Here is a 13,201-nt window from a genome sequence, read left to right on the forward strand (position 1 = left end):
ATAGAGCCTGGCGTGCGGTGAAAGTTCTACCTTTAGGCCGTTGCTGTTTGTAACACCTGGGGATTGGCGTGGAAAAACACGTGTTCGCGAATGGGTCCTACGGCAACCTCGCCAATTTCCTCATAGCCCTGACGCTTATAAAACTCAAGATAACGAGGATTCCCGGTATCAAGGATCACGCCCTCGGAGGTTTCATCGACTGCGCACCAGTTATGCACCGCTTGCAGCAGTTGCTCGCCGAAGTGTTTGCCCTGGAACTGCGGATGAATCCCCAGCAACGGCAGGACATGCACCGAGTCGGACGGCACGCAGGCGGCAACGGCGGCGTGGTAATCGAGGTAGCGGCGGGTGCAACGAAAACCGGTGCTGAGCACCATGCGCAGACGCCAGGCCCAACTTTCAGTGATGCCCAGTCGACGTTGCGGCGGAGCGATAAGGGCGATGCCGATCAGGCGGTCGTTGACCAGCAGGCCGATGGCCGGCAAATCCTGAAGAAAGTGTTGTTTGACCAGCTCGCGCACCGTTGCCCGCACACGATGTTCATAGCCGGGACGTTCGGCCTCGAACAGGTAGCCGAAGGTCGGTTCGTGACGGTAAGCGTGGTACAGCAGGGAGCGCGCTTCGTGGGCGTAGCCGCTGTCGAGCATGTGGATATCGGCAATGGCGGTCGAGGTTTCGGGCATAACGGTAGATCTCCCCGGGGCGCCGCTCAAAATGGCGGCGTTCTTATTGGTACGAGCCTTTGGGTGGTAATACAGTTCCCCCCACAGGTATAGACCAAGGCTGGATCTTCATCGACTGGACAGGCCTCTTCGCGGGCAAGTCGGATCGCCGCACCGCTCGCTCCCACAGGTTCTGTGGCTTACATAAATTCTGTGCTCAATCGAGAAACCTGTAGGAGCGAGGCTTGCCCGCGAAGAGGCCCTGACTGCCAATACAGATCTGACAGAACAAGGTAACTCCCCTGCCTCAACACTGGCCCGATTCCTACAGGTCAGCTAGCATCGCCCTTTTGCCAGGACTGCCGACCATGAAGATCGTCTCCTTCAACATCAACGGGCTGCGCGCTCGCCCGCATCAGCTGGCGGCGCTGATCGAAAAGCACCAGCCGGACGTGATCGGCCTCCAGGAAACCAAGGTTCACGACGACCAGTTTCCGCTGGCCGAGGTGCAGGCACTGGGTTATCACGTGTATTTCCACGGGCAGAAAGGCCATTACGGCGTCGCCCTGCTCTCGCGTCAGGAACCGATTGCGCTGCATAAAGGTTTCGCCACCGATGAAGAAGACGCTCAACGGCGTTTTATCTGGGGCACGTTTGCCGACGCCAATGGCGTGCCGGTGACCATCATGAACGGCTATTTCCCACAGGGCGAAAGCCGCGATCACCCGACCAAGTTCCCGGCCAAGGAACGTTTCTACGGCGACCTGCAGCAATTGCTGGAAGGCCAGTTCAGCAATGAACAGCCGGTGGTGGTGATGGGCGACGTGAACATTTCCCCGGAAGACTGCGACATCGGCATCGGCCCGGACAACATGAAACGCTGGCTGAAAACCGGTAAATGCAGCTTCCTGCCGGAAGAGCGCGAGTGGATGGCACGCTTGAAGAACTGGGGTCTGGTGGACAGTTTCCGCCACTTGAACCCGGACGTGGCCGACCGTTTCAGCTGGTTCGACTACCGCAGCCGCGGCTTTGAAGACGAACCCAAGCGCGGGCTGCGGATTGACCTGATCATGGCGTCCCATGGGTTGTTGCCACGGGTCAAGGATGCGGGTGTGGATTACGAACTGCGCGGGATGGAAAAACCATCGGATCATGCGCCGATCTGGCTTGAGTTGAGCTGATTCCCTCGACATCGACACACATCAACTGTGGGAGCGACCTGTGGCGAGGGGATTTATCCCCGTTGGGTCGCGGAGCGGCCCTGAACCTATGATTACGGTCCCTCAGGCAAACCGCATCCACCGGTTTTACGACTGCTGCGCAGCCGAACGGGGATAAATCCCCTCGCCACGGCTCACTCCCACATTTTGTGACTGTCATCTGTTAGAAACTTTACTGACTTATTCTCCCGGCACTTCCTTTGGCCAAATAAGGTGCCGGCATGACGCTGCGCGTGTTGTTCCTGTTGATGCTGTGCGCCTGTTTGCCATTGACGGCGTCGGCGGGCGATTTGCCGACACCCGAAAACGGCCCGGTCCTGCGCATTCAGGGCTCCAACACCATCGGCGCCGCACTGGGGCCGGCGCTGGTCGAAGGACTGTTGCGCGAACAGGGCTTGCTCAAGGTCCACAGTGAAGTCCCGGACAAAGCCAACGAACAACGCATCGTCGGCGAAACCGTTCAGGGACGCCGTGTGGTGGTGGAAGTCGCGGCCCATGGTTCCAGCACCGGGTTCGGCGCCCTGAAAACCGCCTCCGCCGACCTCGCCGCCTCCTCGCGCCCGATAAAGGACAGCGAACGGGCAGACCTCAAAACCCTGGGCGACTTTAAAAGCCCCGGTGCCGAGCAAGTCATCGCCATCGATGGACTGGCAATCATCCTTCATCCACAGAACCCACTGAATCAACTCAACACCGAACAACTGGCGCAAATTTTCAGCGGTGAGGCAAAAACCTGGGAAGAACTCGGCGGCAGTGGTGGGACGATTCACCTGTATGCGCGGGATGATCAATCGGGCACGTACGACACGTTCAAGGAGTTGGTCCTCAGTCGGCGTGGGAAAACCCTGAACAGCGCCGCGAAACGCTTCGAATCCAGCGAGCAATTGTCCGACGCTGTCAGCCAGGACCCGCAAGGCATCGGTTTTATCGGTTTGCCTTACGTGCGCCAGGCCAAAGCCGTGGCGATTGCCGACGGCCAGTCCCAGGCCATGCTGCCGCTCAATAGCCTGATTGCAACGGAGGACTATCCGCTGTCCCGGCGGCTGTTCTTCTACCTGCCGCCCAATGGGAAAAATCCTTGGGCGCAAGCGCTGGTGGCGTTCGCGCAAAGCAGCAAAGGCCAGGCGATTGTCGCGGCCAACGGCTTTGTCGCGCAGACCGTACAGGCCATGAGCGTCACGCCCAACGCCTTGATGCCCGAGGGTTATCAGGCGCTAAGCCGCCATGCGCTGCGGCTGTCGGTGAATTTCCGTTTTGAGGAAGGCAGCGCGACGCTGGACAACAAGGCCCGACAAGACTTGTCGCGGGTGCTCGACTATATAAAGCAGCGCGACAAAACCAATCGACAGGTGACACTGGTAGGGTTCGGCGATGCCAAGAGCGATCCGGCGCGTGCCGACCTATTGTCAAAGCTGCGGGCGATGGCGGTGCGGCGGGAATTGGTGAAAAGCGGCGTGGTGTTTCGCGAGATTCGCGGCTTTGGCGCCGAGATGCCGGTGGCGGCGAACAGTGCGGATGTGGGGCGGATCAAGAATCGGCGGGTTGAGGTTTGGGTGTATTGAGTTGAAATGAGGACAAATGTGGCGAGGGAGCTTGCTCCCGCTGGGCTGCGAAGCGGCCCTCCTTACTCCTGAAAAGCAGGGGACTGCTGCGCAGTCCAGCGGGAGCAAGCTCCCTCGCCACATAACTGTTAGTTCCCGCTACGCATCATCTCTTTCGGCACGTACTTGCCAATCTCGAACTTGCCGATCGCCGCGCGGTGCACTTCGTCCGGGCCGTCGGCCAGGCGCAGGGTGCGCTGCATCGCATACATGTAGGCCAGCGGAAAATCGTTGGAAACTCCTGCCCCGCCATGGATCTGAATCGCCCGATCGATAACCCGCAAGGCCACGTTCGGTGCAACGACCTTGATCTGTGCGATCTCGCTCTTCGCCACCTTGTTACCGGCGGTGTCCATCATGTACGCCGCTTTCAAGGTCAGCAGGCGTGCCATGTCGATTTCCATCCGCGAGTCGGCGATCTTGTCGATGTTGCCGCCCAGACGTGCCAGCGGTTTACCGAACGCGGTGCGGCTCACCGCACGTTTGCACATCAACTCCAGCGCACGTTCGGCCATGCCGATCGAACGCATGCAGTGGTGAATCCGGCCCGGGCCAAGGCGACCCTGGGCGATTTCGAAGCCGCGTCCTTCGCCCAGCAGGACGTTTTCGTACGGCACGCGGACGTTTTCAAACAGCACTTCGGCGTGGCCGTGAGGCGCGTCGTCGTAGCCGAACACCGGCAGCGGACGAACGATCTTCACGCCCGGCGCATCCACCGGCACCAGAATCATCGAGTGCTGAGCGTGGCGCGGCGCGTCCGGATTGCTCAACCCCATGAAGATCAGGATTTTGCAGCGCGGGTCGCAGGCGCCAGAGGTCCACCATTTTTTGCCGTTGATCACCCACTCGTCGCCATCACGCACAGCGCGGGCGGCCATGTTGGTGGCGTCGGACGAAGCCACGTCCGGCTCGGTCATGGCGAACGCCGAGCGGATCTCGCCACGCAGCAGCGGTTCGAGCCAGCGTTGCTTCTGTTCTTCGTTGGCGTAACGCACCAGCACTTCCATGTTGCCGGTGTCCGGTGCGGAGCAGTTGAAGGGCTCGGGGCCGAGCAGCGAGCGGCCCATGATTTCCGCCAGTGGTGCGTATTCGAGGTTGGTCAGGCCGGCGCCGAGTTCGGACTCAGGCAGAAACAAATTCCACAACCCTTCAGCCTTGGCCTTGAGTTTGAGCTCTTCCATGATTGCGGTCGGCTGCCAGCGATCGCCCTCGGCGACCTGGCGCTCGAACACCGCTTCGGCGGGGTAAACGTAGGTGTCCATGAACGCGGTCACGCGCTCACGCAGTTCTTGCACCTTGGGCGAATAAGCGAAATCCATGGGCAGCTCTACCTTTTTGACTGGGTTCAGAGGAGTTGTTCAGGTCATGCAATCGATGCTAGAACAGCTACGAAAATTTACCTAGCCTATTCTCGGCGTGTATTAACATTCATCACCGATATATGATCGGGTGATTGCCAAGGCCTCCGGCCGCAACAAAACGCCCCAAACAATAAGAGTGCAGCGCAATGAATCTGAGCAAGGTCGACCTCAACCTTTTCATCGTCTTCGACGCGATCTACACCGAAGCCAACCTGACCCGCGCCGGGCAGATTGTCGGCATTACTCAGCCAGCGGTCTCGAACGCTCTGGCCCGCCTGCGCGAGACCTTCAACGACCCGTTGTTCGTGCGCACCGCGCAGGGCATGGTGCCGACACCCATGGCGCAGAACATCATCGGGCCGGTGCGTAACGCCCTCTCCCTGCTGCGGGTGTCGGTGCAGGAAAGCCGGATTTTCAACCCGTTGCAGGCGGTCAAGACGTATCGCATCAGCATGACCGACCTGACCGAAGCAGTGATTCTGCCGCCGCTGTTCCAGCGCCTGCGCCGCCTGGCACCGACGGTGATCATCGAAAGTTTTCTGTCCAAGCGCCGCGAGACCACCAAGGAGTTGGCGGCTGGGCGTCTCGACTTCGCGGTCGATGCGCCGCTCAACACCGACCCGCAGGTGCGCCACGTCAAGCTGATGGAAGACCGTTACGTGTGTGCGATGCGCAAGGGCCATCCGCTGGCGGGCAAAGAGAAATTCACCCTCGACGATTATCTGTCGCTGACGCACATCCATATCTCCAGCCGCCGCAGCGGCCTGGGTCATGTCGACCTGGCCCTCGGGAAAATGGGCATCCAGCGCAAGATCGCCCTGCGCTCACAGCATTACTTGATGGCGTCCCAGGTTTTGCAGCAGACCGACATGGTCATGACCGTGCCGGAACGCTTTGCCCGTCGTCATGACTTGTACTCGGTGAACCTGCCGGTCAACGACGTGCCGCCGGTGGAAACTCACCTCTACTGGCACGAAAGCACCGACCAGGACCCGGCCAACCGCTGGATGCGCGAACAGATGATCGAGTTGTGCCAGCAAGTGACGGCGCATGAGAAGAAGCTCGATAAGGTGTAGGGCTTTGGACCGCGTCATCGTTCTTCGCGGGCAAGTCGGACCGCCGCACCGCTCGCTCCTACATCAGATTTTCTGTGAACACAAAATTTGTACATTGCAGAGATCCCCCCTGTAGGAGCGAGGCTTGCCCGCGAAGAGGCCAGTGGCAACACCATAGATCCAAGCCCCTTGACGTAAACGTCAACCTGCCATTAGCTTAGCGCCATGACCTTTTTCGAGCGCGCCCATGAGCAGCCAGACCTATAGCATTTCCGACCTCGCCCGCGAGCTCGACATCACCACGCGGGCCATTCGCTTTTATGAAGAGCAAGGCCTGCTCAGTCCTGAGCGTCGTGGCCAGGAGCGCGTTTATACGCCCCGCGACAAGGTCAGCCTGAAGCTGATTCTGCGGGGCAAGCGCATTGGCTTCTCCCTGGCCGAATGCCGCGAGCTGATCGAACTCTACGACCCCACCGGCGGCAATCAGAAACAGTTGCAAACCATGCTGAGCAAGATCGCCGAGCGCCGCGAACAGCTGGAGCAGCAGATGCTCGACATCGAGCAGATGAAGCTGGAACTGGACACGGCGCAGGAGCGCTGCACCCAGGCGCTGGAGCAGACGATCAAGAGCCAACAACCCGTTCAATAAACACCCCGGATACCTGTAGGAGCGACTGTGGCGAGGGGATTTATCCCCGTTGGGTCGCGAAGCGGCCCCTAAAACCTGAGACCACGCGTCTCAGATAAACCGAATTCACCGGTTTAGCGACTGCTTCGCAGCCGAACGGGGATAAATCCCCTCGCCACAGTTCGCTCCTACAGGGTTCTCTGAACATTCAGACAGTCAGCACAGGTCGATTCCCATGTCCCTACCCACTCACGTACGCCTGGTCGAAGTCGGTCCTCGCGACGGCCTGCAAAACGAAGCCCAACCCATCAGCGTTGCGGACAAGGTGCAACTGGTCGACGCGCTGACTGCCGCGGGCCTTGGCTATATAGAAGTCGGCAGTTTCGTTTCGCCCAAGTGGGTGCCGCAAATGGCCGGTTCCGCCGAAGTCTTCGCGCAGATCCAGCGCAAACCGGGCGTGACCTATGGCGCACTCGCCCCCAACCTGCGCGGGTTTGAGGACGCGATCGCGGCCGGGGTCAAGGAAGTCGCGGTGTTCGCGGCGGCCTCCGAAGCGTTTTCCCAACGCAACATCAATTGCTCGATCAGCGAAAGCCTGGAGCGCTTCGTGCCGATCATGGACGCCGCCAAGCAGCATGGCGTCAGCGTGCGCGGGTACGTGTCCTGCGTGCTGGGCTGCCCTTACGAAGGGAACGTCGCGCCTGAACAAGTCGCCCGGGTCGCACGCGAGCTCTACGCCATGGGCTGCTACGAAGTCTCCCTGGGCGACACCATCGGCACCGGTACCGCCGGCGCGACCCGCAAGATGTTCGACGTGGTGTCGGCCGATGTGCCGCGTGAAAAACTCGCCGGGCACTTCCACGACACCTACGGCCAGGCCATGGCCAACATCTACGCCAGCCTGCTGGAAGGCATCTCGGTGTTCGATAGCTCCATCGCCGGCCTCGGCGGCTGCCCCTATGCCAAGGGCGCCAGCGGTAACGTCGCCACCGAAGATGTGGTTTACCTGCTCAACGGCCTGGGTATCGAGACCGGCATTGATCTGGACGCTTTGATTTTGGCCGGTCAACAGATTTGCACCGTGCTGGGGCGACCGACCGGTTCGCGCGTGGCCAAGGCTCGCAGCGCACAGTGAGGCGTGGGGGTGTTACCGCTGTGTCTGAAACGTGGGGCACAAGCGAGTAACACGGAAACAAATTGTCTGGTTTTGCCTGAAGGAAAAATCCGATAAAAACATAAAGTATTGATTTATAAAGGTTTTTAAAAGTTGGCACGGCTTCTGCTATCTCTACTGCATAACAAGAACAAAAAAAGCGGCAAACCTAATAAAAATAAGACGTAACGACTCTGACATAACAAAAACAACACGGCAGAGACGCAGCTAACAGATTTTTTTGGAGAGGATGTGCTTTTCAGGGTGCTTTTCGGAGTAACCCGCAACCGGGCAGAGAACAATAAAACTACCTTCAGGTAGCTCCCGAACTGGTTGGATCGCTCAGCGAAAAAGCAGGTCAGCGCTCAAAAAAATACGTTTGCTCTTGATCCCGGATGGGGATCGACAAAAACAGCGGTAAAGGGTCACGGTCACTAAAAACAACAACAGACCGCCCCTCAATAATAAAAAAAGAGCACGCGCAACGACAAAATTAAAGGGGAGCTTCGGCTCCCCTTTGTGCTTTCTGCGATTCAGCAAAAACGGTGTCTGTGTAGGAGCGAGGCTTGCCCGCGAATGGATCACTGCGGTCTCACAGGGACACCATGTAATCGTTCTTCGCGGGCAAGCCTCGCTCCTACGGTTAATCTTTACCGATACGCAGCTCCTCAATGCTGATCTCACGCATCCGGAATTTCTGGATCTTGCCGGTCACGGTCATCGGGAACTCTTCCACGAACTTGAAGTAGCGCGGTGTCTTGAAGTGCGCAATGCGTTCCTTGCACCAGGTTTGCAGTTCCTGTTCGGTAGCACTGTGGCCCGGGTGGAATTTGATCCAGGCGACAATTTCTTCGCCATAGCGCGAGCACGGAATCCCGATCACCTGCACGTCCGCCACCGCCGGGTGGGTGAAGAAGAACTCTTCCAGCTCACGCGGGTAAATGTTCTCACCGCCACGGATGATCATGTCCTTGTTGCGTCCGGCAATGCACACATAACCCTCGTCATTCATGCTCGCCAAGTCGCCGGTGTGCATCCAGCCCGCCTGATCGATGGCTTCTGCAGTGCCTTGCGGGTTGTTCCAGTAGCTGAGCATCACGCTGTAACCGCGAGTGCAGAGTTCGCCGATAGTGCCGCGCGGCACCAGGTTGCCGGCCTCGTCGATGATCTTGCTTTCCAGTTGCGGCTGGGTCCGTCCAACGGTGGTGACGCGCAGTTCCAGGTCGTCTGACGGACCGGTCTGCAATGAAACAGGACTTGTTTCCGTCATGCCGTAGGCAATCTGCACCTCGTTCATGTGCATGTCACTGATGACCCGGCGCATCACTTCGATCGGACAGGTCGCCCCGGCCATGATCCCGGTGCGCAGGCTCGACAGATCGAATTCGGCGCGTTTGGGCTGATCGAGCATGGCGATGAACATGGTCGGCACGCCGTAGAGTGCCGTGGCTTTTTCTTCAGCCACCGTGGTCAGGGTCAACAGCGGATCGAATGCATCATTGGGGTAGATCATGGTGCTGCCGTGGGTGATGCAACCGAGGTTGCCCATGACCATGCCGAAGCAGTGATACAGCGGCACCGGGATCACCAGGCGATCATTGGCCGTCAGCCCGAGGCTTTCGCCCACCATGTAACCGTTGTTGAGAATGTTGTAGTGACTGAGGGTCGCGCCTTTCGGGAAACCGGTGGTGCCGGAGGTGTACTGGATGTTCACCGCCTGATCGAAATGCAGACTGTCCTGGCGTTCGCGCAACTGTTCGGCGGAGACGCTGGCGGCGAGATCGCCCAGTTGTGACCACGGCAGGAAACCCGAGGGTGGTTGCGCGTCCAGGCTGATCACGCCGCGCAATTGCGGCAGGCGCTCGCTCTGTAGCTTTCCGATGGATTGCTCCGCCAGTTCAGGCATCAGGCCTTGCAGCATGCCGTGGTAGTCGGAGGTCTTGAACGCACCAGCGCAGACCAGCCACTGGCAGCCGGATTGCTTCAACACGTATTCGAGTTCGGAGCTGCGATACGCCGGGTTGATGTTGACCAGGATCACCCCGATTTTCGCGCTGGCGAACTGGCTGATGCACCACTGCGCGCAATTCGGTGCCCAGATACCGAGGCGGTCGCCGGCCTGCAAGCCCAGCGCCAACAGGGCCCTGGCGTGCAGGTCGACGGCGTCGGCCAGTTGCTGCCAAGTGTAGCGCAACTGTTGATGGCGCACGACCAACGCCTCTCCGGTCGGGTACTGCGCGACCGTGTTATCGAACGCCTGACCGATGGTCATCGCCAGTAACGCTTTATCCTGGGAACCGCGGGTATAGCTGCGCTGTGGGCTTGCACTGGGTTGATCCATGACGACCCCTATTGTCTTTATTAATGGGCTGCTGACCCAACCTGTGGGAGCGAAGCTTGCTCGCGAAGAGGCCAGTACATTCAACGTTGATGTCGACTGATCTGACGCTTTCGCGAGCAAGCTTCGCTCCCACAGGTTTTGCCGCTGTTCGATCTTGAACTGGCCCTACTGTCGCTCAAGTTGACGTTAACGTAAAGGGTGATTGACAGCCATTCGTCACAGGCTTACGTTAACGTAAAGGTGAGAGCCAATTGACGGTCTCACCAACCGATAAAAAAGCCAAAAGGTGACCCATGAGCTACCCATCCCTGAACTTTGCCCTCGGTGAAACCATCGACATGCTGCGCGATCAGGTTCAGTCCTTCGTCGCCAAAGAGATCGCCCCGCGCGCCGCTCAGATCGACATCGACAACCTGTTCCCGGCCGACCTGTGGCGCAAATTCGGCGAAATGGGCCTGCTGGGCGTTACCGTGCCGGAAGAGTATGGCGGCGCTGGGCTGGGTTACCTGGCGCACGTGGTGATCATGGAAGAAATCAGCCGCGGTTCAGCGTCGGTCGCACTGTCTTACGGCGCTCACTCCAACCTCTGCGTCAACCAGATCAACCGCAACGGCAATCACGAACAGAAAACCAAGTACCTGCCGAAGCTGATCAGCGGCGAACACATTGGCGCCCTGGCGATGAGCGAACCGAATGCCGGTTCCGACGTGGTATCGATGAAGCTGCGTGCCGACAAACGTGGCGATCACTACGTGCTCAACGGCAGCAAAACCTGGATCACCAACGGTCCCGACGCCAACACCTACGTGATCTATGCCAAGACCGACCTGGAAAAAGGTCCGCACGGCATCACCGCCTTCATCGTCGAACGTGATTCAAAAGGCTTCAGCCGCAGCAACAAATTCGACAAGCTCGGCATGCGCGGCTCCAACACCTGCGAGCTGTTCTTCGATGACGTCGAAGTGCCGGAAGAAAACATCCTCGGCATCCTCAACGGCGGCGTGAAAGTGCTGATGAGCGGCCTCGACTACGAACGCGTTGTGCTGTCCGGCGGCCCGACCGGGATCATGCAGGCCTGCATGGACCTGATCGTTCCGTACATCCACGACCGCAAGCAGTTCGGCCAAAGCATCGGCGAATTCCAGCTGATCCAGGGCAAAGTCGCTGACATGTACACCCAACTCAACGCCAGCCGCGCTTACCTGTACGCGGTCGCCCAAGCGTGCGAGCGCGGCGAAACCACCCGCAAGGACGCCGCTGGCGTGATCCTCTACAGCGCCGAACGCGCCACACAAATGGCCCTCGACGCGATCCAGATTCTCGGCGGCAACGGCTACATCAACGAATTCCCGGCCGGTCGTCTGCTGCGTGACGCCAAGCTGTACGAAATCGGTGCCGGCACCAGTGAGATCCGTCGCATGCTGATCGGTCGCGAACTGTTCAACGAAACGAAATAAATTTCGTCAGCGGCAAGCAGCAAGCTTCAAGCGGCAAGAGAACTGTGCGCTTGCTTCAACTTGTAGCTTGTAGCTTGTAGCTTGAAACTTGAAGCTGCTACGGAGTAGCCCATGATCCTGCATACCCAGCTCAACCCCCGTTCGGCGGAGTTCGCGGCCAACAGCGCGGCGATGCTCAAACAGGTCGACGCCCTGCACACCCTGCTCGCCCAAGTGCAGCAAGGTGGCGGCCCGAAGGCGCAAGAACGCCATACCTCGCGGGGCAAGTTGTTGCCTCGTGAGCGGATCAATCGCTTGCTCGATCCGGGCTCACCGTTTCTCGAGATCAGCCAACTGGCGGCTTATGCGGTCTACGGCGAAGACGTTCCAGCCGCTGGCGTGATCGCCGGGATCGGCCGCGTGGAAGGCGTCGAATGCATGATCGTCGCCAACGACGCCACCGTGAAAGGCGGTTCGTATTACCCGCTGACCGTAAAAAAACACCTGCGCGCCCAGACCATCGCCCAGCAAAATCGCTTGCCGTGCATCTATCTGGTGGACTCCGGCGGCGCCAACCTGCCGCGTCAGGATGAAGTGTTTCCGGACCGCGAGCACTTCGGGCGGATCTTCTTCAACCAGGCCAACATGAGCGCCATGGGCATTCCGCAGATCGCGGTGGTCATGGGCTCGTGCACTGCCGGCGGCGCCTACGTGCCAGCGATGGCCGACGAGGCGATCATGGTGCGCCAGCAGGCCACCATTTTCCTCGCCGGCCCGCCGCTGGTAAAAGCCGCGACGGGTGAAGTGGTCAGCGCCGAGGACCTTGGTGGGGCCGACGTCCACTGCAAGATTTCCGGTGTCGCCGACCACTACGCCGAGAGCGATGAACACGCCCTGGCCATCGCCCGGCGCAGCGTCGCCAATCTCAACTGGCGCAAACTTGGCGAACTGCAACAGCGCACGCCCATCGCCCCGCTCTACGCCAGCGACGAGTTGTACGGCGTGGTGTCGGCTGATGCCAAGCAGCCGTTTGATGTGCGCGAAGTGATCTCGCGGCTGGTCGACGGGTCGGTGTTCGACGAATTCAAAGCGCTGTTCGGAACCACCCTGGTGTGCGGCTTCGCCCATTTGCACGGTTACCCGATCGCGATCCTCGCCAACAACGGCATCCTGTTCGCCGAAGCCGCGCAGAAAGGTGCGCACTTTATTGAGCTGGCCTGTCAGCGTGGCATTCCGTTGCTGTTCCTGCAAAACATCACCGGTTTCATGGTCGGCCAGAAATACGAGGCCGGCGGCATCGCCAAGCACGGCGCGAAACTGGTGACCGCCGTGGCGTGTGCCAAGGTGCCGAAATTTACCGTGATCATTGGCGGCAGTTTTGGTGCCGGCAACTACGGCATGTGCGGGCGGGCTTACGACCCGCGTTTCCTGTGGATGTGGCCGAACGCGCGCATCGGTGTGATGGGCGCAGAGCAGGCTGCGGGCGTGCTGGTGCAAGTCAAGCGAGAGCAGGCGGAGCGCAGCGGCCAGGGTTTCAGCGCCGAGCAGGAAGCCGAGATCAAGCAGCCGATACTCGATCAATACGAAGAACAGGGCCACCCTTACTACTCCAGCGCACGGCTGTGGGACGACGGCGTCATCGACCCGGCGCAGACCCGCGATGTGCTGGCCCTGGCCTTGTCCGCGTCGCTGAACGCGCCTATCGAACCGAGCCGCTTCGGCGTGTTCCGGATGTGATCGGGAG

10 protein-coding genes are annotated in these 13,201 nt (G+C 59.6%); 7 read left to right on the top strand and 3 right to left on the bottom strand.

Features of this window, described 5'->3' with window-relative positions:
• Window positions 1-32: 32 nt before the first annotated feature.
• Window positions 33-683 carry a GNAT family N-acetyltransferase gene (locus ACYZTY_RS17780; protein WP_461954808.1) on the bottom strand — a complete coding sequence of 217 codons (651 nt, stop codon included), beginning with the start codon at window positions 681-683 and terminating at the stop codon, window positions 33-35.
• A gap of 347 nt (window positions 684-1,030) precedes the next feature.
• Here ACYZTY_RS17780 and xthA point away from each other — a divergent pair, with 347 nt between their 5' ends.
• Window positions 1,031-1,843, top strand: a complete 813-nt coding sequence (xthA, locus tag ACYZTY_RS17785) for an exodeoxyribonuclease III (RefSeq protein WP_461954809.1) — start codon at window positions 1,031-1,033, stop codon at window positions 1,841-1,843.
• Window positions 1,844-2,103: 260 nt separating this feature from the next.
• Window positions 2,104-3,444: a substrate-binding domain-containing protein gene (locus ACYZTY_RS17790; RefSeq protein ID WP_461954810.1), complete on the top strand. Its 1,341-nt coding sequence runs from the start codon at window positions 2,104-2,106 to the stop codon at window positions 3,442-3,444.
• 128 nt (window positions 3,445-3,572) lie between these two features.
• Here ACYZTY_RS17790 and ACYZTY_RS17795 read toward each other — a convergent pair whose 3' ends face one another.
• Entirely contained in the window at window positions 3,573-4,802 is a 1,230-nt protein-coding gene (locus ACYZTY_RS17795) for an acyl-CoA dehydrogenase (RefSeq protein ID WP_461954811.1), read from the bottom strand.
• Between the two features lie 188 nt (window positions 4,803-4,990).
• On the opposite strand from ACYZTY_RS17795, the gene ACYZTY_RS17800 reads away from it, so the two are divergent.
• The 3 genes from ACYZTY_RS17800 to ACYZTY_RS17810 all read left to right on the top strand — a co-directional run bounded on the left by ACYZTY_RS17800 (window position 4,991) and on the right by ACYZTY_RS17810 (window position 7,662).
• A complete protein-coding gene (locus tag ACYZTY_RS17800; RefSeq protein ID WP_008148497.1) occupies window positions 4,991-5,920 on the top strand; it encodes a LysR family transcriptional regulator in 930 nt (309 codons plus the stop codon).
• A 226-nt stretch (window positions 5,921-6,146) separates the two neighbouring features.
• Complete coding sequence (locus ACYZTY_RS17805) at window positions 6,147-6,548, top strand: MerR family transcriptional regulator (RefSeq protein ID WP_461954812.1); 402 nt, start codon at window positions 6,147-6,149, stop codon at window positions 6,546-6,548.
• A 214-nt stretch (window positions 6,549-6,762) separates the two neighbouring features.
• Window positions 6,763-7,662, top strand: coding sequence for a hydroxymethylglutaryl-CoA lyase (locus ACYZTY_RS17810; protein WP_461954813.1), 900 nt, complete (start codon window positions 6,763-6,765; stop codon window positions 7,660-7,662).
• Window positions 7,663-8,323: 661 nt separating this feature from the next.
• Here the strand turns inward: ACYZTY_RS17810 and ACYZTY_RS17815 are convergent.
• On the bottom strand, window positions 8,324-10,021 hold the full coding sequence (locus tag ACYZTY_RS17815) for an AMP-binding protein (protein WP_461954814.1): 1,698 nt from the start codon (window positions 10,019-10,021) through the stop codon (window positions 8,324-8,326).
• 293 nt (window positions 10,022-10,314) lie between these two features.
• Here ACYZTY_RS17815 and ACYZTY_RS17820 point away from each other — a divergent pair, with 293 nt between their 5' ends.
• Window positions 10,315-11,478, top strand: coding sequence for an isovaleryl-CoA dehydrogenase (locus tag ACYZTY_RS17820; protein WP_461954815.1), 1,164 nt, complete (start codon window positions 10,315-10,317; stop codon window positions 11,476-11,478).
• Between the two features lie 111 nt (window positions 11,479-11,589).
• Window positions 11,590-13,194, top strand: coding sequence for a carboxyl transferase domain-containing protein (locus ACYZTY_RS17825; protein ID WP_010458780.1), 1,605 nt, complete (start codon window positions 11,590-11,592; stop codon window positions 13,192-13,194).
• Window positions 13,195-13,201 lie beyond the last annotated feature (7 nt).

Source organism: Pseudomonas sp. LB1P83, assembly GCF_054897885.1.

What these genes read in the sequence shown, in the direction of transcription:
- ACYZTY_RS17780 (WP_461954808.1), bottom strand. Translation starts at nt 683, where the DNA reads ATGCCCGAAACCTCGACCGCCATTGCCGATATCCACATGCTCGACAGC.
- xthA (WP_461954809.1), top strand. Translation starts at nt 1,031, where the DNA reads ATGAAGATCGTCTCCTTCAACATCAACGGGCTGCGCGCTCGCCCGCAT.
- ACYZTY_RS17790 (WP_461954810.1), top strand. Translation starts at nt 2,104, where the DNA reads ATGACGCTGCGCGTGTTGTTCCTGTTGATGCTGTGCGCCTGTTTGCCA.
- ACYZTY_RS17795 (WP_461954811.1), bottom strand. Translation starts at nt 4,802, where the DNA reads ATGGATTTCGCTTATTCGCCCAAGGTGCAAGAACTGCGTGAGCGCGTG.
- ACYZTY_RS17800 (WP_008148497.1), top strand. Translation starts at nt 4,991, where the DNA reads ATGAATCTGAGCAAGGTCGACCTCAACCTTTTCATCGTCTTCGACGCG.
- ACYZTY_RS17805 (WP_461954812.1), top strand. Translation starts at nt 6,147, where the DNA reads ATGAGCAGCCAGACCTATAGCATTTCCGACCTCGCCCGCGAGCTCGAC.
- ACYZTY_RS17810 (WP_461954813.1), top strand. Translation starts at nt 6,763, where the DNA reads ATGTCCCTACCCACTCACGTACGCCTGGTCGAAGTCGGTCCTCGCGAC.
- ACYZTY_RS17815 (WP_461954814.1), bottom strand. Translation starts at nt 10,021, where the DNA reads ATGGATCAACCCAGTGCAAGCCCACAGCGCAGCTATACCCGCGGTTCC.
- ACYZTY_RS17820 (WP_461954815.1), top strand. Translation starts at nt 10,315, where the DNA reads ATGAGCTACCCATCCCTGAACTTTGCCCTCGGTGAAACCATCGACATG.
- ACYZTY_RS17825 (WP_010458780.1), top strand. Translation starts at nt 11,590, where the DNA reads ATGATCCTGCATACCCAGCTCAACCCCCGTTCGGCGGAGTTCGCGGCC.